This is a genomic window from Frankia sp. BMG5.60 (assembly GCF_059428125.1).
Map to the genome: position 1 here is coordinate 7,099,481 of NZ_CM182091.1, position 24,404 is coordinate 7,123,884.

The 24,404-nt window shown below is 71.7% G+C and carries 21 protein-coding genes; 7 read left to right on the top strand and 14 right to left on the bottom strand.

What is annotated here, in order from left to right:
• Positions 1–211: 211 nt before the first annotated feature.
• The 8 genes from mctP to AC5R91_RS29125 all read right to left on the bottom strand — a co-directional run bounded on the left by mctP (position 212) and on the right by AC5R91_RS29125 (position 10,073).
• Complete coding sequence (gene mctP / locus AC5R91_RS29090; protein ID WP_495394482.1) at positions 212–1,984, bottom strand: monocarboxylate uptake permease MctP; 1,773 nt, start codon at positions 1,982–1,984, stop codon at positions 212–214.
• Entirely contained in the window at positions 1,981–2,451 is a 471-nt protein-coding gene (locus AC5R91_RS29095; protein WP_495394483.1) for a DUF3311 domain-containing protein, read from the bottom strand. Before AC5R91_RS29095 ends, mctP begins: the two co-directional genes overlap by 4 nt.
• Before the next feature lie 159 nt (positions 2,452–2,610).
• Positions 2,611–3,273, bottom strand: a complete 663-nt coding sequence (locus AC5R91_RS29100; RefSeq protein WP_495394484.1) for a GOLPH3/VPS74 family protein — start codon at positions 3,271–3,273, stop codon at positions 2,611–2,613.
• 342 nt (positions 3,274–3,615) lie between these two features.
• A complete protein-coding gene (locus tag AC5R91_RS29105; protein WP_495394485.1) occupies positions 3,616–4,221 on the bottom strand; it encodes a response regulator transcription factor in 606 nt (201 codons plus the stop codon).
• Positions 4,218–5,636, bottom strand: a complete 1,419-nt coding sequence (locus AC5R91_RS29110; protein WP_495394486.1) for a histidine kinase — start codon at positions 5,634–5,636, stop codon at positions 4,218–4,220. The genes AC5R91_RS29105 and AC5R91_RS29110 overlap by 4 nt, the downstream gene beginning before the upstream one ends.
• Before the next feature lie 98 nt (positions 5,637–5,734).
• On the bottom strand, positions 5,735–7,963 hold the full coding sequence (helR, locus tag AC5R91_RS29115) for an RNA polymerase recycling motor ATPase HelR (RefSeq protein WP_495394487.1): 2,229 nt from the start codon (positions 7,961–7,963) through the stop codon (positions 5,735–5,737).
• Positions 7,964–8,226: 263 nt separating this feature from the next.
• Positions 8,227–9,066 carry an ABC transporter permease gene (locus AC5R91_RS29120; RefSeq protein ID WP_495394488.1) on the bottom strand — a complete coding sequence of 280 codons (840 nt, stop codon included), beginning with the start codon at positions 9,064–9,066 and terminating at the stop codon, positions 8,227–8,229.
• Positions 9,063–10,073: an ABC transporter ATP-binding protein gene (locus AC5R91_RS29125; protein WP_495394489.1), complete on the bottom strand. Its 1,011-nt coding sequence runs from the start codon at positions 10,071–10,073 to the stop codon at positions 9,063–9,065. Before AC5R91_RS29125 ends, AC5R91_RS29120 begins: the two co-directional genes overlap by 4 nt.
• Before the next feature lie 186 nt (positions 10,074–10,259).
• Between AC5R91_RS29125 and AC5R91_RS29130 the strand changes: the two genes are divergently transcribed.
• Complete coding sequence (locus AC5R91_RS29130; protein ID WP_495394490.1) at positions 10,260–12,854, top strand: CaiB/BaiF CoA transferase family protein; 2,595 nt, start codon at positions 10,260–10,262, stop codon at positions 12,852–12,854.
• 124 nt (positions 12,855–12,978) lie between these two features.
• Here AC5R91_RS29130 and AC5R91_RS29135 read toward each other — a convergent pair whose 3' ends face one another.
• Both AC5R91_RS29135 and AC5R91_RS29140 read right to left on the bottom strand, forming a co-directional pair.
• Entirely contained in the window at positions 12,979–13,446 is a 468-nt protein-coding gene (locus AC5R91_RS29135; protein WP_495394491.1) for an NUDIX hydrolase, read from the bottom strand.
• 2 nt (positions 13,447–13,448) lie between these two features.
• Positions 13,449–14,120 carry an XRE family transcriptional regulator gene (locus AC5R91_RS29140; protein WP_495394492.1) on the bottom strand — a complete coding sequence of 224 codons (672 nt, stop codon included), beginning with the start codon at positions 14,118–14,120 and terminating at the stop codon, positions 13,449–13,451.
• Positions 14,121–14,537: 417 nt separating this feature from the next.
• On the opposite strand from AC5R91_RS29140, the gene AC5R91_RS29145 reads away from it, so the two are divergent.
• Together AC5R91_RS29145 and AC5R91_RS29150 are read left to right on the top strand one after the other, a co-directional pair.
• Positions 14,538–14,735, top strand: a complete 198-nt coding sequence (locus AC5R91_RS29145) for a hypothetical protein (protein WP_495394493.1) — start codon at positions 14,538–14,540, stop codon at positions 14,733–14,735.
• Complete coding sequence (locus AC5R91_RS29150; RefSeq protein WP_495394494.1) at positions 14,735–15,061, top strand: hypothetical protein; 327 nt, start codon at positions 14,735–14,737, stop codon at positions 15,059–15,061. The genes AC5R91_RS29145 and AC5R91_RS29150 overlap by 1 nt, the downstream gene beginning before the upstream one ends.
• A gap of 290 nt (positions 15,062–15,351) precedes the next feature.
• Here AC5R91_RS29150 and AC5R91_RS29155 read toward each other — a convergent pair whose 3' ends face one another.
• From AC5R91_RS29155 to AC5R91_RS29165, 3 genes are all read right to left on the bottom strand, one after another.
• Positions 15,352–15,558: a hypothetical protein gene (locus AC5R91_RS29155; protein ID WP_495394495.1), complete on the bottom strand. Its 207-nt coding sequence runs from the start codon at positions 15,556–15,558 to the stop codon at positions 15,352–15,354.
• A gap of 52 nt (positions 15,559–15,610) precedes the next feature.
• On the bottom strand, positions 15,611–16,690 hold the full coding sequence (locus tag AC5R91_RS29160) for a DUF2889 domain-containing protein (RefSeq protein WP_495394496.1): 1,080 nt from the start codon (positions 16,688–16,690) through the stop codon (positions 15,611–15,613).
• 218 nt (positions 16,691–16,908) lie between these two features.
• On the bottom strand, positions 16,909–17,532 hold the full coding sequence (locus AC5R91_RS29165; RefSeq protein WP_495394497.1) for a TetR/AcrR family transcriptional regulator: 624 nt from the start codon (positions 17,530–17,532) through the stop codon (positions 16,909–16,911).
• A 188-nt stretch (positions 17,533–17,720) separates the two neighbouring features.
• Between AC5R91_RS29165 and AC5R91_RS29170 the strand changes: the two genes are divergently transcribed.
• Entirely contained in the window at positions 17,721–18,656 is a 936-nt protein-coding gene (locus AC5R91_RS29170) for an LLM class F420-dependent oxidoreductase (protein WP_495394498.1), read from the top strand.
• A 106-nt stretch (positions 18,657–18,762) separates the two neighbouring features.
• Here AC5R91_RS29170 and AC5R91_RS29175 read toward each other — a convergent pair whose 3' ends face one another.
• A complete protein-coding gene (locus tag AC5R91_RS29175; RefSeq protein WP_495394499.1) occupies positions 18,763–19,683 on the bottom strand; it encodes a LysR family transcriptional regulator in 921 nt (306 codons plus the stop codon).
• A gap of 444 nt (positions 19,684–20,127) precedes the next feature.
• Between AC5R91_RS29175 and AC5R91_RS29180 the strand changes: the two genes are divergently transcribed.
• From AC5R91_RS29180 to AC5R91_RS29190, 3 genes are all read left to right on the top strand, one after another.
• The gene (locus AC5R91_RS29180; RefSeq protein WP_495394500.1) at positions 20,128–21,570 is read left to right on the top strand and encodes an NtaA/DmoA family FMN-dependent monooxygenase; all 1,443 of its coding nucleotides are present in this window, start codon (positions 20,128–20,130) and stop codon (positions 21,568–21,570) included.
• An 84-nt stretch (positions 21,571–21,654) separates the two neighbouring features.
• Positions 21,655–23,223 (top strand): ABC transporter substrate-binding protein, encoded by a 1,569-nt coding sequence (locus AC5R91_RS29185; RefSeq protein WP_495394501.1) that lies wholly within the window; start codon positions 21,655–21,657, stop codon positions 23,221–23,223.
• 146 nt (positions 23,224–23,369) lie between these two features.
• Positions 23,370–24,404: an ABC transporter permease gene (locus AC5R91_RS29190; RefSeq protein WP_495394502.1), complete on the top strand. Its 1,035-nt coding sequence runs from the start codon at positions 23,370–23,372 to the stop codon at positions 24,402–24,404.

The following is a 24,404-nucleotide window of genomic DNA, read 5'->3' on the forward strand; positions in this document are numbered from 1 at the left end:
CGGTGCCCAGACTGAGCCTGCACGAGAGTGTGGTGACCCGCGCCGGACAATGATCCAGCCGGGCGCCGTGAGCGGACCTACGGTGGCCGTGGGATCAGCTAACTCCGGAGGCGGACCGAGATGCACATCGACCGCATCGACCACCTCGTGCTGACCGTGGCCGACGTCGAACCGTCCGCGACCCCGAGGACAACCTGATCGAGATCAGCACCTACGACGGCGGCGAGCCGTCGACCTCCACCGCCTGACGGGACTGCTCGGGCACGGTCCCGCCGGGCTCGTTCGCATCGGGTTCGTTCGCATCGGGTGCGTTCGCATCGCGTTCGGTGGTGTGGGGGTCGTCGGCGTCGGGTGCGGAGGCGGTCTCGTCGGGTCCGTTCGGGACGCCGACGGCGCGCAGCACCAGGGTGCCGAGCAGGGCGACGGCCAGGTTGAGCGCGAACGCCGTCACGGCGATGTAGCCGGCGTGGCCGAGCCCCGGCACGGTTGCCAGCGACCCGCCGAAGTGGCGGGCGGCCGCGCTGTGCTGCGCGTACGCCTCGGCGGTGCCGTAGCACATGCCCACCAGCCAGCCGGCGAGCAGCGCCCGCCGGTGCAGCCGGGGCCGCCACAGGGCGAGGACGACCGCCGGGAACGTCTGCAGGATCCAGACCCCGCCGAGGAGCTGCAGATTGATCGAGTTCTGGGTGTCCAGACCGAGGACGAACACCAGCGCCCCGGCCTTCACCAGCAGCGACGCGACCTTCGACACGGCGGTCTGCTCGGCCGCCGTCGCCCCCGGCCGCAGGTGCCCGACGTAGATGGTGCGGGTGAACAGGTTCGCCGCCGCAATCGACATGATGGCGGCGGGAACCAGCGCGCCGATCGCGACCGCGGCGAACGCGATGCCGGTGAACCATGCCGGGAACTCCTGCTCGAACAGCAGCGGCACCGCGAGGCGCGGGTTCGTGGTGTGCACCCCGGCGGCGATCGCCACATAGCCGAGCAGCGCGAGGAAGGCCAGCAGCAGTGAGTACAGCGGCAGGACGGTGGTGTTGCGGCGGATGACCTCCCGACCGCGGGTCGCCAGCACGCCGGTGATCGCGTGCGGGTACAGGAACAGCGCCATCGCCGAGCCGAGCGCGAGGGTGCCGTAGGCGAGGAAGTCCTTCGGCCCGGGGATGAACACGGCCGTCGCCGGCCGACCGGCCCCGGCCGCGACGGCGTTCGCCGCGTCGAACTTCCGCTCGGCCGCGTCGAAGATCGCGCCGAAGCCGCCGAGCCGGTGCGGGAGGACGACGACGGCGACCAGCACGACGGCGTAGATGAGCAGGTCCTTGGCGAACGCGATGAGGGCCGGCGCCCGCAGCCCGGCGGTGTAGGTGCAGGCGGCGAGGATGCCGAACGCCACGATGATCGGCAGGTCGCGGACGAACGGGTTGTCGCTGTTCGTCCCGACGCCCATCACCTCCAGCACCGCCTGCATGCCGACGAGCTGCAGGGCGATGTAGGGCATGGTCGCGACGATGCCGGTGACGGCGACCGCGAGGGCCAGCGCACGCGAGCCGTACCGGCCGCGGACGAGGTCGGCCGGGGTGACGTAGCCGTGCCGGTGCGCCACCGTCCACAGCCGCGGCATCAGGACGAAGACCATCGGCCAGACGATCGTGGTGTAGGCGACGGCGAACCAGCCGGACACGGCGCCCGCCGCATACATCGCGCCGGGCACGGCGACGAACGTGTACGCGGTGAAGATGTCGCCGCCGATGAGGAACCAGGCGACGAACGAGCCGAATCCGCGCCCGCCGAGCCCCCACTCGTCGAGGCTCGTCAGCGGCCCCGGCCCGGTGCGTCGCCAGCGGACCGCGCCGAAACCGAGGATGGCCACCGCGGCGAACAGGGCGGTGAACACCGCGAACTCCACCCCGTGGAAGGGAGTGTGAAGCGGCTGCGCGGCGAGCGGAGCACCGCCGGTCGGCGTCAGCCCGGCGCCGCCCCGCGTCACCGGTCCCCCCGGTCAGGGCGGGTGGCGTCCCGTCGGTCCTGACCGGCCTGACCGGCCTGACCGGCCTGACCGGCCTGACCGGCCTGGGCGCCCGCCTCGGCGGGGGGTCGAGCGGCCAGGCCCAGCAGCCAGGTGCAGCCGGCCATCCCGGTGGCGCCGAGCAGGAGCCACAGCAGCGTGTACCAGTAGAAGAACGGGAATCCCCACAGCCGCGGACCTCGCCGCGCGTAGGTGCCGACCAGGAGCAGGGCGACGACCTGCACCGCGAGCACGCCCGCGGAGACGGTCCGCGCGACGAGCCCGCCTGTCCCGCCGGCCCCGCCCGCCTCGGCTGCTCCACCTACCTCGACTGCTCCGCCCGGCTCCGGCCCGCTGGTGGCCCGGGCGGAGGGCCGCCCCGACCGGCGGGCGGCGTGGGATCGGCGGGGGCGACCGCCGGGATCGGCGGCGCCACGGGCATGCGTCATCCGGCGTCACTCCTGATGAGAGATTGCACAGGGGAGTCGGATGATGACTTTAGGGTGAGATTTTTGGACGACGACGGTGCGGCGGCCGTGTGGCGTGTGGCCTTCCTGGGTTACTGCACAGGGCGAGCGGGGAGAGTTCCAGTCCCGATCAGGTCCCGATCAGCTCGACGCCGTGCTGGCGATGACCGCGGTGGTCGCGGCGGCGGCCGCCGCGTTTTGCGCCTCCTGGATGACCTTCCGGACGATCGGCGCGATCGGCGTCTGCTCGGTCGCCGCGGCGATGCGGGCCTTGGCGTGGTGGCGGTCGGCACGCTGCGGAGCGACCACCTCCAGCAGGCGGGACGGCCCGGACAGGGCGAGCACGGTGGCCGTGCGCGGGTCCAGCGGCCCGTCGCCGGCCGCGGCCGCCTGCATCCGCTTCACCACCTCGTCGCGTGCCTCGCCGCGCAGCACGGGGTGGTGGGTGATCCGCACGACCAGGACCCGGTCACGCCGGCGCCCGAGCACCCCGGTGTCGACGAGCCCGTCGACGCCCCGGGACCAGACCCCGCCGACCGCCCCGTCCAGGCGATGGAGCTGGTCGGCCGCCCGCCGCCCGCGGACCGTGCCGAGCGCCGCGTGGACGTCGGCGAGCAGCGGGTGCGCGGGAGGGACACCGATCGGCGCGAGCCGCCGGCCGTCCTCCGCGACCAGCCCCGCGAGCCCCAGCTCGGCGACGAGCGCGCCGCACAGGGCGACCCCCAGCGGCTCGCGGGAGGAGTTCACCGGAGTCCCGCGGCCCGGGTCGAGCGCGAGCAGCAACAGGTCCTCGGCAAGCAGCACGGCCGTCGTCCCCCTCCGGGATCGTCCTCGTTCGGGATCGTCCCCCTCCGGAACCGAACCGTTCCGGAATCGAACTCCTCCAGATCGAACGCGGCGGGACCGGGCCCACGCCACAGGCGAGGATCATGCCCTCGCCGCCGTGAGCGCAATCCTCCGTCGCCCGGCCGACAGTCGAACCACCCCGGAACCACCCAAGCCGCACAGCCAGGATGCATGGGAGAGCGCCTTCATGGTTCTTCCACAGGGTTCGGCGTCCGATTTATCCCTGTGGAAGAGACAGGAGGCGCCGCTGCCCTGCACATCGCCTCCTCGCGGGGGCGGGGCCGCCGCTGCTGCGGGCACTTAGAGCCAGCCGGACTCCTCGGCGGCGCGCAGGGCCTCCATCCGGTTGCGAGTGCCGGTTTTCGCGATCACGGACGACAGGTAGTTGCGCACGGTGCCCTCGGAGAGGAACAGCCGCTTGGCGATGTCGGCGACGGTCGCGCCGTCGCGGGCCGCGACGAGGACGTCCCGTTCACGGCCGGTGAGCGGGCTCGCCCCGCCGGCGAGGGTGGCGGCGGCGAGGGTCGGGTCGACGACCCGCTCCCCGCGGGCGACCCGCCGGATCGCGGCGGCGAGGGTCTCGGCGGGCGCGTCCTTGACGACGAAGCCGAGCGCGCCGGCCTCCATCGCCCGGCGCAGGTAGCCGGTGCGACCGAAGGTGGTCACGATCAGGACCTGGGTCGCCGGCGCGGTGGCGCGCACCGCCGCCGCGGCGGCCAGCCCGTCGATGCCGGGCATCTCGACGTCCATCAGCACGACGTCCGGGTGCAGCGCGCCGACCTGGGAGACCACCTCGTCGCCGCGGCCGACCTGGCCGACGACCTCGATGTCGTCCTCCAGGGAGAGCAGCGCGGCGAGCGCGCCGCGGACGAGATGCTGGTCGTCGGCCAGGAGAACCCTGATCATCGGCGCGCCGTGGCCGTGGCCGTGGCCGGTTGCGCGGGGCCGCCGGTTGTCTGCGTGACCTCGAGGTTCGCGCTGTCCGCGGGGGCGGGTGGCGCGACGACCACCCGCAGCCGGAAGCCGGGCGTGGGGCCGGGCTCAGGGCCGCGTGAGGGGCCGGGTATGGGGTCGGTCTCAGGGCCGCGTGAGGGGTCGCGTGAGGGGTCGCGTGAGGCGCCGGGCGTGGGGCCGTGTGGAGGGACGGGCGTGGGGCCGGTCGTGGCCGCGGGCCCGGCTTCGATCCGGCCGCCCGACGCCGCGACCCGCTCGGAAAGCCCTGCCAGGCCGGCGCCCCCGCCGGGGCCCGCGCCGTCGGCGGGTCCGGTGCCGTCGTCGACGACCTCGATGCTGCGGTCGTCGACGGTGACGCGAAGGTGGTGCGCGCCGCTGTGGCGCACCGCGTTGGTCACGCCCTCGCGGACCACCCAGCCGAACAGCTCCCGCAGGCCCCCGGGCACCTCGTCGACGGACGCGGGCAGCTCGGCCCTGATCCCCGCCGCGGCGAGCACCTGCCGGGCCGCGGCGAGCTCGGTGACCAGGCTCACCTCCCGGTAGCCGGCGACGGTGGCCCGCACGTCGGCCAGGCCCTGCCGGCCGAGCGCGGCGACCTCCGCCATTTCGCCGGCTGCGCGCGCCGGGTCCCGGGCCGCGAGCTTTGAGGCAAGCTCCGCCTTCACCGTGATCGTGGTCAGCGCGTGGCCGAGCAGGTCGTGCAGGTCGCGGGCGATCCGCAGCCGTTCCTGCTCCTTGGCCAGCCGTTCGATCTCCCGATGGGCGCGGGACAGCTCGACCTGGTTACGCGCGCCGGCGCGGACGAGCATGGTCACCGCGCCCAACAGCACGGGCCCGGACAGCGACCACTGCTCACCGTGGGAATGCCACCACCTGACGTGCTCGGGCAGCCAGGTGTCGAGGGCGGCGATCACGAGGATCAGCGGGACGGAGACGACCGGGCGCAGCAGCAGGACGAGGGCGACGGCCAGGTAGATCGTCATCACCAGGCCGCCGCCGCCGGCGACCGGCAGGTAGACGGCGATGCAGGCGGCCAGACCGAGCAGCAGCGGCTCCCGCAGCTCCCGGCGGCCACGGAAGGCGACCAGCGGAACCGCCCACAGGTAGAGCAGGCTGAACCCGACGAGCACGGCGCAGCCGAACACGACGACGCCGGCGCCATCGTGCAGGGCGAACATGTCCGAGACGGCGTAGCCGAGATAGATCAGGAAGATGCCGGCGACCCGGCGCCACCGCCAGGGGTCTCTGTGGAGGCCGCCCCGCTGATCCAGGCGCGCCGGCTGCGGCAGCGCCGGCTGCAACAGCCAGCGGCGCAGCGCCCCCGCCGGGGACGCCCCGCCCGCGCCCGAGCCGGCCAATCCGGACATCGTCCTCACCCGCCCACTCGCCCTGCCTGTTCAGTCGGCTCTGCCTGTTCAGTCGGCTCTGCCTGTTCAGTCGGTCCTGCCTGTTCAGTCGGTCCTGCCTAGTCAGCCTGCTCGGTCCGCTGGAGGATGACTAGTTGCTGGGTCGCTCGGGTCATCGCGACATACCGGTCGACGGCTCCTTCGATGCCGTCGCCGAACGCCTCCGGGTCGACGAGGACGACCAGGTCGAACTCGAGCCCCTTCGACAGCTCCGGGGTCAGCGACCGGATGCGGGGCGTCGTCCGCAACGTCGCGTCCTGGACGTCACCAGCGCTGATGACGCAGGCGATCCCGTCTGCGTGCGCGGCGAGCCAGGTTTCGAGGATCGAGCCCAGCTCCGAAGCGGCTCCGTGCACGACGGGGATGCCGCTGCTGCGGATGGAGGTCGGCACGTTGGCGTCCGGGAGCACGGCCCGGATGACCGGCTCGGCCTGCGCCATGACCTCTTCCGGGGTGCGGTAGTTGATGGTCAGACCGGCCTGCCTGATCCGGTCGAACCCGACCCGCGTCAGCCGTTCCTGCCACGACTCGGTGAACCCGTGCCGGGCCTGGGCGCGGTCTCCGACGATGGTGAAGCTGCGGGACGGGCAACGCAGCAGCAGCATCTGCCACTGCGCGTCGGTAAGTTCCTGCGCCTCGTCGACGACGATGTGCGCGAACGGGCCGGCGAGCAGGTCCGGGTCGGCGCTGGCTAGTGCGGATTCGTCGACGAGGACGTCGTGGAAGTCCTCTCCGCGCAGCATCGTCACCAGGCCCATGCCGTACTCGTCGTCGGCCTCGAGCAGGTTGTCGACGACTCTGGCCTTGTGCTCACGTTCGGCGGCGATGGCGGCGTCCCGCTGACGCTTACGCCGGGCTGCCGCCGGGTCGCCGAGCCGCTGCCGCGCCGCGTCCAGCAGCGGTAGGTCGGACACCGTCCAGGCCCGGGCGTCGCCGCGCTGCAGCCGCCGCACCTCGTCGCGGCTGAGCCAGGGAGCGCATCTGTGCAGGTAGGCGGGCACCGACCACAGGTCCGCGACGAGGTCGGTCGCGTCGAGCAGCGGCCACGCCCGGTTGAAGGCCGCCCGCAGCTGCCTGTTCTGCAGCAGCGACCTGCGAAGCTGGTCGGCCGGGACGTCGCTGCCGTGGGAGGCCTCGTGGGAGTCCAGCAGAATCGTGAGTAGCTCCGCCCAGACCTCCTGGCGCGCCTCGTTGTGTGCGGTACCGGGTGTCGGTACGTCGAACGCCTCGGCCCAGTCGTCGGCGCTCAGCTGGAGGTCGGACCAGTGGGTCGTGACCGTCATCGGCTTGGTGGGCGGTTCCTCGTAGAACCGCACGGCCGTCTCGATCGCCTTCACCAGGCTCGCGGACGACTTCAGCGCGGCCACGTCCGGGTCGGTCTCGATCTCTGCCACGGCTCCCTCGACGACGAGATCCCGCAGGGTGCAGGTCTGCACGCCCTCCTCGCCGAGGCCGGGCAGGACGTCGGCGACGTAGGCCAGGTAGGGCCGGTGCGGACCGACGAACAACACGCCGCCCCGGCGGTGACCGAGCCGGGGATCGGAGTAGAGCAGGTAGGCGGAGCGGTGCAGCGCGACGACGGTCTTCCCCGTCCCCGGACCGCCGTCGACGACGAGAGCGCCGTCGGATCCCGCGCGGATGATGGCGTCCTGATCGGCCTGGATGGTGCCGAGCACGTCTCGCATCCGGGGCGACCGGTTGCCGGCCAGGCTGGCGATGAAGGCGGACTGGTCGTCGAGCGCGGCGCGCCCGTCGAACCCGTCCGACGCGGGGCCCCGGGCCACTCGCGCAGCGATGGCCTGGGTGCTGAACACCTCGTCCCAGTAGTCGCTGATCAGGCCGCGGGTCCAGCGATACCTGCGGCGGCTGGCCAGACCCATCGGGTTGGCATGGGTCGCGCCGAAGAACGGCTCCGCCGCGGGGGAACGCCAGTCGAGCAGCAGCCGACGACCGGCGCTGTCCGTGAGGCCGAGTCGTCCGACATACAGGGGCTCGGGGTCGTCCGCACGGACGATGTGGCCGAGGCACAGGTCCAACCCGAACCGCCGCAGGGTGCGCAGCCGAGCGGTCAGCCGGTGGATCTCCAGGTCCCGGTCCATCGCCGCCTGGCCGATGCCGCCGGGCGCCCTACGCTCGGCGTCGAGGCGGCCGGACAGGTCGGCGATCGACTGTTCGAGGCTCTCCGCGATGGCCGCGAAGTGCCGCTCGTCGCCGGCGATCAGCTTCGGGTCGGCCTTGGGGCCGAGGTGGTCGGGAAGGTCGAACGCGCTGGTGGCCAGGGGGTTCACGGCATCAGTTCCGATCTGAGGCTCGTGACCCCGCGCGACCTCGTCGTCGACGACAACACCCGCATTCCGTGACTCCCCTTTTCCGCAGCTTCCGGCCTCGGCCAGCGATTCTGCGGCACGACCCGGGTCTTGCCGCAAGCCCCCTAGTGTGCTATAGGTTGAGAGTGGAGGAGAGTAGATATTCTCCCTTCCTCCTCACTCCTCGCCGGCTTGATTGAGCGCGGGCTCGATTGAGCGCGGGCTTGATGGCCGTGTGGGCTTGATCAGGCGCGGAGTTGGTCGCGCAGGTAGGCGCGGCCGGCGACCGCGCCGAGCACGGCGGTCCACAACGCCAGGGTCACCAGGCCGCGCGCGCCGATCCAGCCGCCGGCAAGCACCGCCCGCCCGGCCTGTGCCGACCAGTACATGGGCAGCAGCTTCACGACGTCGGCGAGCCAGCCCGGGAAGTTCTCCACCGGCACCCAGATCCCGCCGGCCAGCGCCAGCAGGCTGAACACGCCACCGGTGATCGCCTGCATGTTCTCGGGGCGCACGAGGTAGCCGAGCCAGATCGCGAACGCCGCGAGCGGCACCAGGCCGAGCAGGATCGACGCGCCCGCGCCGAGGTACGTCCCGGCCGACAGCCGGACCCCGCGCATCGCGTCGCCGGCCACGAACACCGCGACGATCGGCAGCACGGCCAGGGTGAAGCCGGTGGTCGCCTTGGCCAGCACGTACTGCGGTCCGGTCAGGGCGGTCAGCCGTAGCTGCCGGTTCCAGCCGATGGACCGCTCGGTCGCGATCCGTCCGGCGCTGCCGAGGACGGCGTTCATCGCCCCGAACGACGCCATGCTGATCATGATGTAGGGGGCGACGGCGAGGTCGCCGAGGCGGTCGTCTTCGCTCCCGGAGCTGAACGCGCCGAACAGGATGATCGGCAGGAGCAGAGTGAAGATCAGCAGGCGGGTGTTGCGCCAGACCCGGGTGACCTCGGACCGGACGTAGCGGACGTAGGTCATCACCGCGTCCCGGGTGCCGCCAGCGTCGGCGGCGGGGGCGGGGACGGCGGCGGGGAAGGCGGAGGTGGCGTCCGTGGGGGAGGCGGTTGCGGGGCTGCCGGTCATCGGGTGGTCTCCTGCCGGCCGGCGGTGGCGGGCCGCGCGGGGACCGGGACGGCGGGCGGCGCGGCCGCTGCGTCGGTGAGGTCGGCGTCGTCGGTGGTCAGCGCCACGAACGCGTCCTCCAGGCCGGCGCCGACGACCTCGATGTCCTCGGCCGCGGGGTGGGCGGCGAGCAGCGCGCGCAGGGCCGCGTCGCTGTCGGGGCAGGTGAGCGTGACCGCGTCGCCGCGGCCCTCGACCCGCGCCACGCCCGGCAGCCGGCCGAGCCCGGCGAGCCCGGCCGCGTCCAGTCCGCGCAGCGTGGTCCGGATCGTCCGGCCGCCGACGAGCGCCTTGACCTCGGTGGTCGGGCCGTCGGCGATGACTCGGCCGCGGCGCAGCAGGACGATCCGGTCGGCGAAGGCGTCGGCCTCCTCCAGGTAGTGGGTGGCGAACAGCACGGTCCGCCCGCCGGCCGCCCAGGCTCGCATCGACGTCCAGAACGCCCGGCGGCTCGCCACATCCATCGCGGCCGTCGGCTCGTCGAGGACGATCAGGTCCGGGTCGGGCAGCAGGGCCAGGGCGAAGCGGACCCGTTGGCGCTGGCCGCCGGAGAGCCGGTCGGTGCGGGTGTCGGCGAGATCGTCGACCCCGGCGCGGGCCAGCACCTCCCGGGTCGGCAGCGCGCGGGGGTACAGGGCGCGCACGGCCGTCAGCATCTTCCCCACGGTGATCTCGGGCAGCAGCCCGCCGTTCTGCAACATCGCGCCGACCAGCCCGGCGGTGCACGCCTGGCGCGGGGCGCGGCCGAACAGCCGGACCTCGCCGGAATCGGGGCGGGTCAGGCCCAGCAGCATGTCGATCGTCGTCGACTTGCCGGCGCCGTTCGGACCCAGCAGGGCGACCACCTCGCCCGGGGCCACGACCAGATCGACGCCGTCGACGGCCTGCACACCGCCGTACCGCTTGCGGAGGCCGGCGAGCTGCACGCTGTGCGGCGGCGCGCCTGGCGGCGGTGGGTTCCTCGTCATGGACCGAGGATCCCGGCCGCGCGCCGACGGTCCCAGTCATGAGCGTCACCGCTCCCGCATGACAACAGTCATGGTGCCGACCGCCCGCCGATCCCGACTCTTGACACCTGCTGTGATCTACCTAACATGTCGCACTATGTGTTCTAGGTAATCCTCCCCGGATCCGCGGCTGCGTCTGGAGTCCGAATGAGCACAGAGTCCCTGTCCGGGCCGCGGTCGCGGTCGCGGTCGGACGGCCCGGCGTCCGCGACGAGGCCGCCGCTCGCCGGACTGCGGGTGATCGACCTGTCGACGACGATGCCCGGGGCGCTGGCGACCCAGTTCCTGGCCGACGCCGGCGCCGACGTCGTCGGGGTCGAGCCGCCGGGGGGCAGCCCGCTGCGCCGCTCGCCGGCCTGGCCGGCCGTCGGCGGCGGCCGGCGCAGTGTCATCGTGGACCTGCGCCACCCGGCCGACCGGGCCGTGCTCGACGGGCTGCTCGCCGGCGCCGACGTCGCGGTGACCACGCTGCGCCCCAGGACCGCCCGTCGCCTCGGCCTCGGCCCCGACGACCTCGCCCGGCGCAGTCCGCGCCTGGTCAGCGTGGCGATCACGGGCTGGGGTTCGTCCGGGCCCTGGGCGGACCTGAAGGGCTACGAGGCCCTGGTCATGGCGAAGCTCGGCATGTTCCACGCCAAGCGACGGCTGGTCTCCCGGCCCGGCCCGGCGTACTGCTCGGTCGCCTTCGCCACCTGGGGTGCCGCCCACACCGCCGTGCAGGGGATCGTGGCCGCGCTGGTCGAGCGGGAGTCGAGCGGGCTCGGCCAGCACGTGGAGGCCGACCTGGTCCGCGGGGTCAGCATGATCGATACGTGGAGCTGGTTCGAGCACCTCGTCGCGGTGCGCTTTCCCGACGCCTACCGATCCGTCGAGGCCACCACCCCGGCGGGCGACCCGGTCAGCGCGCTGATCTACCCCCTGCTCGTGGCGCCGACGAGGGATGGCCACTGGTTGCAGTTCGCCCAGGTCGAGCCCCGCCTGTTCGCGGCGATGCTGGCGGAGTTCGGTCTCACGCCGCTGCTGGACGATCCGAAGTGGGCGGGCCTACCCGTCCTGGAGACCCAGGAGTTACGCACCGAGCTCTGGGAGATCATGATCCGTAAGGTGGGGGAGCGTACCCTCGCGGACTGGCAGCACGTCTTCGCGACCAACCCGGACATCAACGCCGAGGTGTTCAACGTCGCCTCGGGCGTGCTAGACCATCCGCAGATCCGGTATGACGGCCGCGTCGTCGTCCTCGACACCGCCGAGCACGGCCCGGTCCGCCGCCCCACCACCCTCGTGCACGTCGACAGTGCCCCGCTGTCAACGCCGCGCCCCGCCCCCCGGCCGGACGAACACGGCGCCGAACTGCGCGCCTCGGCCGCCTCCCCGCGCTCCGCCTCCCCGCACACTGGCGCCCCACGCTCTGCCGCCCCGCCTGCTGCCGCCCCGCCTGCTGCCGTCCCGGCTGCCGGCCCCGCCGTGTCGGCGCCGGTCGGTCCGCCGCTGACCGGGGTCACCATTCTCGAGTTCGGGCTGATGTTCGCGGCCCCGTTCGGCACGACCATGCTGGCCGACCTCGGCGCCCGCGTGATCAAGGTCGAGACGTTGGCGGGCGACACCATCCGCCGGATCCTGCCCTTCCCGGAGCTCGGCGCGGTGCGGGTCATGCAGGGCAAGGAGAGCATCGCCCTCGACCTCGGCACCGACGAGGGCCGGCGCATCGTGCACGAGCTGGCCCGCCGCAGCGACGTGGTGTTGCAGGCGTTCCGCGCCGGCGCCGCCGAGCGGGCCGGCGTCGACGCGGCCACGCTGCGGGCGGTCAACCCGGACCTCGTCTACGTCAACGCCCCGGGATACGGCACCGACGGCCCCTTCGGGGACAAGCCCGCCTATGCGCCGTCGATCGGCGCGGCCACCGGAATCGCGATGACCGAGGCGCCGCGCGCCGCGAACGTCAGCTCGCTCGCGGAGATCACATCCGCCGCCGTGCGGCTCAGGTCGGCCTCGGCGGTGACGAGCCTGCAGGCCGACGGGCTCGCCGCGCTCGGCGTGGCCTCGGCGATCTCGCTCGGCCTGCTGGCCCGCACCCGCGGCCGTCCCCTCGGCCCGATGACCGTCACCATGATCGCGACTGGGATGCACGCGCTGATGGAACAGGTCGTCGAGTACGAGGGCCGGCCGGCGCGGCCCGTCGTCGACGAGGGTGGGCATGGCCTGAACGCGCTCTACCGGATGTACCCGGCGGCGCGGGGCTGGGTGTTCCTCGCCGCGCCCGCACCGCGGGAGTGGGCGTCACTCGTCACCGCCCTCGCGGCGGATCCGGCCGTCGAGCTGGCCGCCGGCGCTCTCGCAGCCGGCGCCCTGGCCGCCGACCCTCGGTTCGCCACGGCCGCCGCGCGCGCCGAGCACGATCACGAGCTGGCCGCCGAACTCGGCCGGATCTTCGCCACCCGCCCCGCGGCCGAGTGGGAACAGCGGCTGACCGCGGCCGACGTGGGCTGCGTCCAGGTCACGGAGATGGACGCGGAGCTGCAGCTCCAGACCGACCCGGTCCTCGCCGCCGAGTACGCCTCGCCCGCCGTGAGCCCCATCTTCGACGACCACCTGCGCATGGGCCCGCCGGTGCGCTTCTCCCGGTCGGCCACCCGCAGCCCGGGCGGCTGCCTGGCCGGCGAGCACACCGAGGCCATCCTGCGCGAACTCGGCTACGGCGACGAAGAGATCAAGGACCTGCGTGACCGTGCCGTCGTCGGCTGACCCCACTGACCGAGGGACAACCTGGCCCCAAGGGAGCTGACTCGCCCCGGGAGGTCGGACCGTGCCCACCTTTGAAGTCGAGTGGACAAACGGGGCCCGGCTCCGCTCTGCCCGGCGGGTGGTGCTAGCTGATGTACGGCGCGCCTCCGGTCAGGTACTGATCAATGCGAGCCTGTATGGACTCGTGAATCTGGTACTCGCTTAGGTCTTGTGGTGCCACGAAGCGTACTTCCGATGATTCCGAGCTCGTGGCTATCTCGCCGCCCAGCATGCGCGTAGTGAAGCAGATGGAGAACTCTTGGCGGACCTCGCCATCGTCGTAGGCCGCCACATGACCGGGGTTCGAAAAAATCCCCACGATGCCGGTTACCTCGATGTCGATGCCCGTTTCTTCCTTCACCTCGCGGGCGGTTGCCTGCCGTACCGTCTCGCCAGGCTCGATCCCTCCCCCCGGGATGGACCAGTACTTATTGTCGGTCCGGTGAATGAGTAGCAGCGCCCCCTGATCGTCTGTCACGATGGCGCTAACCGCGGCGACGATGCTGTTCGCGGTGGGCGCGTTCGGGTCGTTGAGGTAGTCCTTGCGAGGCACGTCTATTCTCCTTTTTCGTAGGGACGACAGGTCTTCCATACGTTCTCGAAGCATTCGGCGTACGTCTCGAATAGAGGGCCACCGGGGATTCTGCGTAGATGCAGCACGGGGGCACGGAACGCGGGCATCCCTAGCACATGCGGGTTGACGAGCATCTCGTCGTCGAATCTGAGTATCGAGTTATACAGAACGGTAGAATGGAACCCGACGCTCAGGTTCTCGCAGCCGAGTAGCGGCTGATACCATGCCAGGGCATACCTGATCCGGGCCGCCATTCCGGCGCCGACACCTTCCTCATCTCCCCGGATTTTCACCTGTTCGGAGTCGGGATCGCCGAAGGCAATTCGCATCGAGACCGAACTCTCGCACTTTCGGCGCAGTTCCCGGACCCAGTTAGGATTAGCTTCGGGAAGGTGAAGGCCGGCGTAGACGAGAATGTCAACGCTCTCCTTTGCCTGGTCCAAGAGGGAGAGCCATAGTGATTTCGGGACTGCGCTTCGCTCGGTGTAGACCGTTATGACCTCGCCACGGTTCCCATCCTGGTCGGGCCGGTTGCCAAGGTTCGGCCAGAGATAGGCGGGGTTTTCTTTCAGTAGCGCCGCCGCTTCAATGGCTGTCCGGCGGTGTGGTACGCGACCTTTGGAGATCCACCGTTCCACGGTCTTCTGATCCACCCCTAGGGCGTCAGCAAAGTCAGAATGCTTCCAATGCTTCGCCAGTAACGCCGAATACAGACGCTCATTTCGCATGTTGACTCCGCTGGGACACCTAGGGACGCTGTAGGCGTAGGACGTCCCCGATCGTCCCATGCGGGCGGTAGCGGTGTCCGTCGTACTGCGTGACGCTCGTGTGGCGTTGCGTCCGGGCAGCTTTCCCCAGCGCCAACCCCCGGGCGGAGCGCCTACCGGCACCGGGCGCGCTTCTGTCCGCAGGCGGGCGTGTCCGGTGCCCTCGACGTGCAACGGGAGGACAGACGGAATGCATGGCCAGGGAGACGTAGGGATGCGACGGTGACAGGACAACGGAGCCGCCGTCGGACCCCCAGCCCGGACGCGCTGCCACAGGCACCCCGCCCGGTACGGGCACCGGCGATGCCGGGCGTCAATGTGCGCCACACTTCGGCCGGCCGCACCACGGCGATCGTCGATACGGGCGTGAGACTGGCCGACATCTTGCTTGCCCTGGGCGACGTGGCGCCTGGGGCTCGCCTGGTCGAGGGGATCAGCAGCGGCGATTCCACCATGCTCGTGTTCGTCCAGGATGTTCCGCCGGACGGTGAGGCCACGTGATGGTCATCGTCGACTTCGTGAACCCCGACCGGGCAACCGCGCATGTGACGGTCGACGCGACCGAACCCGGCTACGACCCGGTTACGTTGGCCCGGCGCCTCCGCGAAGCGATCCCGCACGCGGCGCGCGCCCGATTGTTCCAGCCTGGCAGCTCCATCGATACGGACCGGGAGGGGGCCCCGACCCCCAGGGAAGTCCTGGAAGACGTCGTTAACCGACTGCTCGCCAGTAGACGCGTTGTTCGACCGGCGAGCGATGACGCCGCCCAGGACCCCGGACGGTTGGGTCAGGCCGCGAGATCGGCCAACGACACGAGAGAGGTTTAGGGCAGAGCTGATGGTTGGCTGCCGGCTGCGCTGTTTGCGAGTCTCTAGCCGGCGATCTTGCACTCTCGGCAATGCGGACGAAGACGTAGGCGCCAATCATGAAGAGCGCGATCGAAGTCGCACACCACCCCAAGGATCAGCGCCCGACCCCGATTGGGGCACCGCCTATGGCTTGACACCAAGATCGGACGCGACGGAACCGAGTCCGGAACGTCGGGCGCGACGAACCCCTACGACGTCAATGACTTCCCCCTACACCGCGCGGTGCGGCTCCGCCGCGAGACGAGGGGTCAGGGCTGCGAGCCGGTGTGCATCCGGGCCAGCCGCAGACCCTCCTCCATGGTGGGCGCGCTCGCCGTCCACCGCTCGCACGAGCAGGCCATGGTGTACGTCCCGTCGTCCTTCGGCCGCACCGACTGGGCCACGCACAGGTCGCCGGAGTTGGCGGCCTCGTGCAGGAACTCGGTCGGCGAGTCGTACATCACGCTGTCGCTCATGATCCTTCTCCGTCTTTCGTCGGTGTCGGCGCTGTGCTCGGTGCCAGCGCGTTCAGCCGGCCCGCAGCGGGCCGAGCAGCGCCTGGACGTCCTCCAGCACGCGCAGCGTGTCGTTGAGATGGGTGCAGGTCGACGTCCCGAGGAAGGTCCGGCGTACGAACGGGCGCAGCCCGGCCAGCGGCATCCCGGCGAGCCGGGTGGCGCTGGCGGCGGCGGCCGGGCACTCGACGAACGGCAGCGCGCGGGGCGTGGCCTCGCAGCTCAGGAACGTCGACGTGGCCGTGTCGACCTCGGCGGTCACGGTGTACTCGTGGATGACGGTCGCCACGCCCTCGGGCAGGACGTAGGAGTCCCGGAACAGGGCGTCCACGTGGGCGCGGGCGGCGGAGCCGTCGAGACGGACGTCGACACGGCGCGCCCGGCGCATGCCGTGAGGGGGCAGCGGCGGGGTGTCGTGCCAGGCCAACGGGTCACCGGGACGTTCGAGCGACGGGGCGACCGGACCGGTCACCACCGGGGAGCGGCCGAACGCCTCGACCTCGTTCATGATCGTCCCACCCGTGGCGAAACCCGCGCACAGGTCCGTGACGTACCGGTAGTCGCCCTGCCGCATCGGCGGGATCGCCGGGGTACCGGTCTCCCGCGCGTCCTGCGCGGCGGCGCCGTAGGCGTGGCCGGAGACGAGCGCCGCGCCGGGCAGGTCGTCCAGCAGCAGGTAGAGCAGGTCCTCCTCGGCGGCCACGGCCGGGTCGGCCTCGTCGAGCCGGGCGCGGAAGCCCGCGGCGACCGAGAGTCCGACCAGCCCGGCCAACGCCGGTCGCGCCGGGGCACTGATGATCTGCCGTAGCTCCCGCCCGGCGGCGAAGTCCACCACGGCATGCACCTTCGCCTCGCCCAGCACCTCGGCGCCCGCGGCAATGCCGCCCGGCCCGTCGCCGCCCGGTCGGGCGTCGGCGGTGCGCAGGTCGCGGCCCCGCCCGACGAGGTGCAGCGGGCCGCCGAACCCCTCGGGGCGCAGCATGTCGATCGTGGTGGTGCGGCGGACCGAGCCGGCCGCGCGGGCGGGCGTACCGCTGGTCGGTTCGTGGATGCCGTGTCGCGGATGCAGGGTCCGCAGGGGAATCGTCGCCATCGGCGGATGCACCTCCCTCTCGGTGTGCGTTCCCGAGCCTCGACGAGACCCACCCGCCGGATGATCCGACGGGCCCGCCGCGTCCCGGCTGGTGGCCATGCCCGGGGCTGCTCAAATGAAAACGTCTTTTTCAGAAAATTGTTCCCGCCGGCCCGGCTGTCAACGGGTGCCGCGCCCGGGACGGGGGCCGTCGCACGCAGCCGCGGGTGGTGGCGGGCTCAGCCCACGCCGGTGGCGGGCCGGCCGGCGGACGCGCCGAGGGCGCGGAAGACGAAGTCGGCGACCCGGTCCGCCGTCTCGGCGGGGCGCTCGGCCGGCGGGCACAGGAGCTGGCGGTCCAGGGCCCGGCCGAGCACCGCCTGGATCTGCTCGGCGTCGGCCCGCGCATCCGCCCAGGGGAAGGAGCCGTCCTCGACGCCCCGGCGCAGGATCGCGGCAAGGGCCGTCTCCTGGTCGGTCTGGAACCGTTCCCGTTCCGCGGCGAAACCACGGGCCCGGCGGGTCTCCTCGGAGCTGAGGATCAGCGCGCGGCGCCGGCGGGGTTCCGCCGACATCAGGTGCAGCACGCCGTCGATCCAGCGGCGCAACGCCTCGCGGGCGGTCGTGGCCGCGGCGATCGACGCGGTCAGCTCGGCGGTGACGCGTTCGCAGTCGCGGCGGAACAGCGCCAGCAGCAGGCTGTCCTTGGACGCGAAGTGGCGGTAGAAGGCGCGCGTCGACAGGCCGGCCGCGTGCAGGATGTCGGTGATCGACACGGAGACGCCCTCGCTCGCGAGCAGGCACCGGTAGGCGGCGTCCATGATCATTTCTCGCTCGTCGTCCTGGTCGTCCGGGACCGCCACCGTGCCACCTCCTCGTCCTCGTCCTCGCCACGTCCGGCCGCGGGCCATGCCCCCGTCCGGCCCCACCGCCTCCCGGATGACCTAGACGATCATCCTACCGACCGGTGGGCCGCCCGCCCGGGTCCGACCCCACCTCCCGGCCGGGGGGCCGCCGCGCAGATCCGGCGCCTGTTTGCCAGGGTGGACGGATGGATCTGCGCATCTTCATCGAGCCTCAGCAGGGCGCCTCCTACGAGCGGCAGCTCGCCGTGGCGAGGGCGGCCGAGGACGCCGGCTTCGACGGATTCTTCCGTTCCGACCACTACCTGCGGATGGGGCCGGGTGATTCGTCGCCTGGGCCCTCGGACTCCTGGGTGACGCTGGCGGCCCTGGCCCGCGAGACCTCGCGGATCCGGCTGGGCACCCTCGTCACCTCCGCGACCTTCCGGCTGCCCGGGCCGCTGGCCATCGCCGTCGCGCAGGTGGACGCGATGAGCGGTGGCCGCGTGGAGCTGGGCCTCGGCGCCGGGTGGTTCGAGGCGGAACACACCGCCTACGGCATCCCGTTCCCGTCGGTCGAGGAGCGGTTCGACCGGCTGACCGAGCAGCTTGCGATCATCACCGGGCTGTGGGGAACCCCGCCCGGCGAGACGTTCTCCCACGACGGCCGGTACTACCGGCTCGCCGACAGCCCGGCGCTGCCGAAGCCGGTGCAGCAGCCCCGGCCGCCGATCATCATCGGGGGAGCCGGGCCGCGGCGCACCCCGCAGCTTGCCGCCACCTACGCGGCCGAGTTCAACGCCGCCTTCGCCTCCGCCGAGGTGGTCGGGCGGCGGTTCGCCCGGGTCCGGGAGGTGGCCGCGGCGGCCGGGCGCGATCCGGGGGACCTCGTCTACTCCACCTCGAACGTCGTCGTCTGCGCGAAGTCGGACGCGGACCTCGCCCGGCGGGCCGAGCGCATCGGCCGCGAGGTCGACGAGCTGCGCACCAACGGCTTCGTCGGCACCCCCGAGGAGATCCTGGCCAAGCTCGCGACCTTCGGCCCCGACGGCGCCGGGGCGAGCCGGATCTACCTGCAGGTCCTCGACCTGGCGGACCTCGACCACCTCGACCTGATCGCCGCCGAGGTGCTCCCGCACGTCTGAGCGGGCGGGCGGCGGCTGCCGGGTCTCGGCCTGGAACGGCGAGCCTCAGCCCCTCCTGGTGAGCCTGAGCCCCTCCTGGTGAGCCTTGAGCCCCTCCTGGTGAGCCTCAGCCTCTCCTGGCGAGCTGGCGGCTTTCGACGGCCGACTCGGCCGCCGCCGGCTCGGCGAGCAGCCCCCCCAACGCCGCCGCGACCCGCTCCGAGATGATCGCGGCCAGGCCGTGCCGGGACCAGACGGCGAGCGGCAGGGAGGCGGGCTTCGGCAGGTCGTCGCGGGCGACGAGCCCCTCGGGCGTCTGCCCCAGGGTGGCCATCAGGGCGACGCCCAGGCCGGCCCCCACGGCCGCCTGGACGCCGGCGAGCTGGATCGCCTCGGCGCCGATCACCGCGGGGATCGCCTGCGACGACAGGGCCTCCAACGCGCAGGTGCGCAGCGCGCAGGGATGGTCGAAGGCGACCACGGGCATCGGCTGCGTCGCCGCCGGCCGCCGCCACAGGGGGGAGGAGTACCAGGTCAGCTCCAGGTCGCCGACCGGCGTGGCGCGCGGGTCGGTGGCCGGGCCGAGCAGCAACGCCAGATCGATCCGCCCCGCCTCGAGCCCCTCGCGCAGGTTGGTGCCGCGGTCGATGCGGAAGCGGATGCGGTAGCGGGGCAGCGACTGCTCCAACGCCGCGGCGAGGAAGGGCAGCAGTTGCGCCGCGGCATGCTCCGTCGAGCCGATCACGACCGTCTCCTCGGTCTCCATGCCGAAGCCGTGCAGCGTCTCGTCGTGGATGGCGAGGATCCGGCGGGCCTGGCGGAGCAGGTGCTCGCCGTCGAGGGTCAGCCGGGAGCCGCGTCCCTGGCGTTCGACGAGCGGGCGCCCGGTGGCGGACTCGAGCCGGCGCACGTGCTGGCTCACCGCCGCCTGGCTGAGGTGCAGCGACGTCGCGGCCCGCTGGAAACCGCCACACTCCGCGACAGCGACGAAGCTGCGCAGCGGGGCGATGTCCAGTATCCGTCGCATGTCGGTCAGGGTACTGGACATTCATAACCGAACGCGATTGATCGCCATAACGAAGCGTCGTTGGACATCCGGGCGCCGGACCAGCATGCTCATCCCCATGACCCAGTCGACGGCCGTGATGCTCACGTGTTGTCGTTGGCTGGATCTCGCCCGTGGCCAGGCAGCGCTCTGTCGCTGACCTGATCGGTCGCTGCGCCGCCGCAGCCAAAGCCGTCGCCCGTTCCGGCGACGCGATGTAGCTATCTCCTTCCTTGTAGCTATCTCCGCCCTTTCTCGCGTACTTCAGCGCGCCCCATAGTTCGGCGCGCCGCCGTTCGCAACCGCGCCCCCGTAGTTCACCGAGCTCCTCAGCCCAGCGCGCTCTCCCGCCCAGCGCGTCATTGTGCCGTGTCCGGAACCGGATTCGGCCCGACGGACGACGCCGTCGTCGTGCGCGCTTCGCCCCCAGACCGGGAAGGTTCCACCATGCCTGTTCGCACGCTCAAACTGGGCGCCGTCCTCTTCGGCGTCGGCGGTCCGGGGCAGCACAACACGTGGCTGGACCCCGAGATCCCGGGCGATGCCAGCGTGGATGTCCGCTGGTACATCGCCCGCGCCCAGGAGGCGGAGGCCGCGAGGTTCGATCACGTCTTCATCGTCGACAGCCAGTTCATCACCGCGGACTCGCCGAACCACTACCTCAGCCGCCTCGAGCCGTTGACGCTGCTGTCCGCGATCGCCGTCCACACCCGCCACATCGGCCTGGTGGGAACGATCACGACGTCCTACAACGAGCCCTTCAACGTCGCCCGCCGCCTCGCCTCACTCGATCACATCAGCGGCGGTCGGGCCGGCTGGAACGTCGTCACGAGTGGCGATTCCGGAACGGCGGGTAACTACAGCCGCGACGAGCACTACGACTATCCGACTCGGTACGGACGAGCGATCGAACACGTGCGGGTCGCGCAGGGTTTGTGGGATTCCTACGAGGCGGACGCCTTCCCCCGCGACAAAGAGCGTGGTGTGTTCTTCGATCGTAGCCGTCAGCATGCGCTCAATCACTCCGGCGAATTCTTCTCCGTGGTCGGACCGCTGAACCTGGAGCGCACTCCCCAGGGTCAGCCGGTCATCTTCCAGGCGGGCGACTCGGAGGAGGGTCGTGATCTCGGCGCGAGCATCGCCGACGCCATCTTCACGCACTCGCAGACGCTCGAGCAGGCGCAGGCATTCCGCACCGAGCTGCGGGCTCGGGCGGCCGCCAAGGGCCGCGACCCGGAGAACCTGCTCATCGTTCCGGGGATTTCCCCGATCATCGCCGACACCGACGAGCAGGCCCGGGCCAAGGAGAACGCGATCCTCGGCGAGGGAAGCTTTGACCGGGCCCTGGCCGAGCTCGGCCGGCCCTTCGGTTGGCACGACTTCTCGCAGTACGACCTGGACGCGCCGTTCCCCGAGGTGGGGGAGATCGCCGAGCGCAGCTTCCGCACCCACGCGGAGGGGATCACGAAGCTGGCGCGGGACAACGGCCTGACGCTGCGCCAGGTGGTCGAGCACCAGTTGCGGGTCCGCCGCTCGCCGTTCGTGGGCTCGCCCCTGACCGTCGCGAACGAGATTCAGCGTTGGTTCGAAGCCGGCGGCTTCGACGGCGTCAACATCACCGTGAACGCGCCGAGCGAGTTCGCGCGCTTCACCGACCAGGTGCTGCCGATCCTGCGCGAGCGGGGCGTCGTGCGCAGCGAGTACGAGTCGACCACCCTGCGCGGCAACCTCGGCCTGCCGGTTCCGGAGAACAGGTACACGGCGGCCCGCCGCCAGGAGCGGTCCGTCGGCGAGGCGGTGGCCGCTGGTGAGGAAGCGGCCGCCCGTGAGCCAGTGGCCGCCGGTGAGGCGGTGGCCGCCGACAGCGCGGCCTCGGCGCTCGTCTCCTGAACCACCGCACTTTCCTCCCGAGCCACCGCACGTAATTCCTGAACCACCGCACATTCGTCGAAGTCCGAACAGGGAAAGAAGAAGATGACCTCCGAGCGACACCTGCCATCCGCCCGCCGCACGAGACGCGGCGCCGTCCTCGGGGCCCTGCTGGCCCTCGCGGCCCTCGTTCTCAGTGCCTGCGGTTCCGGTTCCGGCGCCGGTGCCGCCGCCGGCGGCGGAGGCGGAGGCGGCAAGACTGCCACCCTGAAGTGGGCATCCTCCTTCTTCCCGACGCACTGGGATCCGGTGGTCGGGGGCAGCGGCGCCCAGTTCCGCATCCTCGCCCTGCCGTATGCCGCGCTGACGAAGACGGACGCGAAGGGCAACGCGGTCCCGGATCTTGCCGAGAGCTGGGCCTACAACGGCACCGGGGACGAGATCACGTTCCACCTGCGCCCGAACCTGACCTTCAGCGACGGCACCCCGGTCAACGCCGCGGCGGTCAAGAGCGCCATCGACCGGGCCAAGTCGCAGAAGAACTCGGCGCTGTTCGGCGACCTCACCTCGATCAAGTCGGTCACGACCGGCGGCGACCTGGACGTGGTCGTCCACCTCACCCAGGTCGACCACCAGATCCCCCTGCTGCTCGGTGAGCGCGTGCTGCAGATCGCGAGTCCCAAGGCCGCGGCGGACCCGGCGAAGCTCGACCAGCATCCGGTCGGCGCCGGACCGTTCGTCGTCACGCAGTTGATTCCGGGCACGAAGGTCGTGCTGAAGAAGAACCCGAACTACTGGGACGCCAAGAACATCCACATCGACAACGTGGAGCTGGTTTCGGCGCCCGACAAGGCCACGGTCGTCTCCGGCCTGCAGACGGGCGTCTACAACTTCGCCGACCTCGCCCCGAGCCAGGCGAAGGCCGCCAAGGCGGCCGGGCTCGACGTCTTCGTGCAGCCGGGATTCAACGCCTCGAACATCAGCCTGAACATCAACAAGGCGCCATTCGACAACCCCAAGGTCGTCGACGCCGTTCGTTACGCCGTCAACCGGCAGGAGTTCGTCGACAAGCTCACGTTCGGGTACGGGAAGACGACCAACCAGCCTTTCCCGTCGGGTTACGTCGCCTACGACCCGAAGTCGGCGAACCTCTACCCCTACGACCCGGCCAAGGCGAAGCAGCTTCTCGAACAGGCCGGCATCAAGCCGGGCCAGATCAAGCTGGACCTGGTCATCATGGCGGATGACCCGGCGGCGGAGATCGTGCAGTCGCAGCTCGCGGCGGTCGGTATCACCGTCACCATCAAGATCGACAAGAACTGGGCGACGCCCTTCTTCGCCAAGGATCTGACGCTCTCGCTGTACGGCACGACCGGGCGTGACTCGGCCGTCCAGACGCTCACGGCGCACTTCGGGCCGAACGGTCCGCTGAACCTCAGCTCGCCCTACGAGCCGGACGGTTTCGAGGACGCGATCGCCAAGGTCCGCCAGACGCCGCTGGACGCGCCGGACTACCCGCAGGTCCTCCAGGCGGCCACCCGCGCGGGCCTGCAGAGCAAGGCGCTCGTCTTCACCTACTCCAGCCCGAACCTGTTCGCCAAGAACAAGGCGATCTCCGCGCTGCCCGCCAACCCCGCCCACATCGACTGGACCGGCGTGACGATCGGCGACTGACCGGGCCTGGTCGGCCGACCTGACACCCAACCGGGTCGGCCGACCCGACCGCACCTGCGCCCACCCGCGACGTCCACCCAACGTCCATCCAACGTCCATCCACGCCCATCCACGCCCATCCGGCCTGAAGAGAGAGGAGGCAACCCATGGCGGTGAGCACGGCTGACCACGCGGTCGTTGCCGACCCGGGCGCAGCGCTCGCCGCTGCCAGGGCGCGGCGGGCCGCCGGCCGCGTCCTGGTCACCCTCGCCCGTTCGGTCGCGATCTTCGTCCCGGTCTTCCTGGTGGCGACCTTCCTGACCTTCGCACTACGGGCGCTCAGCGGGCTCAGCCCCGCCCACATCCAGCTCGGGGAGAGCGCCACTCCGGACGCGGTCGCCCGCATCGAGCAGCAGTGGGGCCTGGACCGCCCGTTCCTCGCCCAGTACTGGACCTGGTTCACCAACATCCTGCACGGCCAGCTCGGCGCGAGCTGGACCAACGGCGCGAACATCGCCGAGCTGATCAGCAACGGCCTGGCCATCAGCCTGTCGGTGGTGACGCTGGCGCTGATCATCGGCGTGATCTTCGGCTTCGGGCTCGGCACCCTGGCGGCGGTGCGCCGCACCACCTGGATCGACCGGACGATCACGGGCTTCCTGACGGTCTTCTCGGTGATGCCGCCCTTCGTGGTCGGCATCGTCCTGGTGACCGTCTTCGCCGTCGGGCTCGGCTGGCTGCCGGCCGCGGGCTACGTGCCGGCGAGCATGGGGACGTGGCCGTGGTTCACCCACATCCTGCTGCCGGCGCTGGCGCTCAGCCTCGATCCGATGGCCGACGTCGCCCGCCAGCTTCGCTCCGGTCTCATCGCGTCCTATCAGGAGAACTTCGTGACCGGCGCGATCGTGCGCGGGCTCAGCCCGCGGCGGATCTTCTTCCGGCACGTGCTGCGCAACGGCCTGGGACCGGCCCTGAGCGTGCTCGGCTGGCGGTTCCCCACGCTCATCGGCGGCTCGGTGGTCACCGAGTGGATCTTCGGACTGCAGGGCTTCGGCCGGTTCGCGAACGACTCCGCGCAGGCCGGGGACGTGCCGGCGGTCCAGGGCGTGCTCGTCGTCTCGATCGTGCTGGTCGTCACGTTCAACCTGATCGTCAACATCGTCCTGGGCCGGATCACCCCGGCCTCGCAGCGGGGGGTGTGA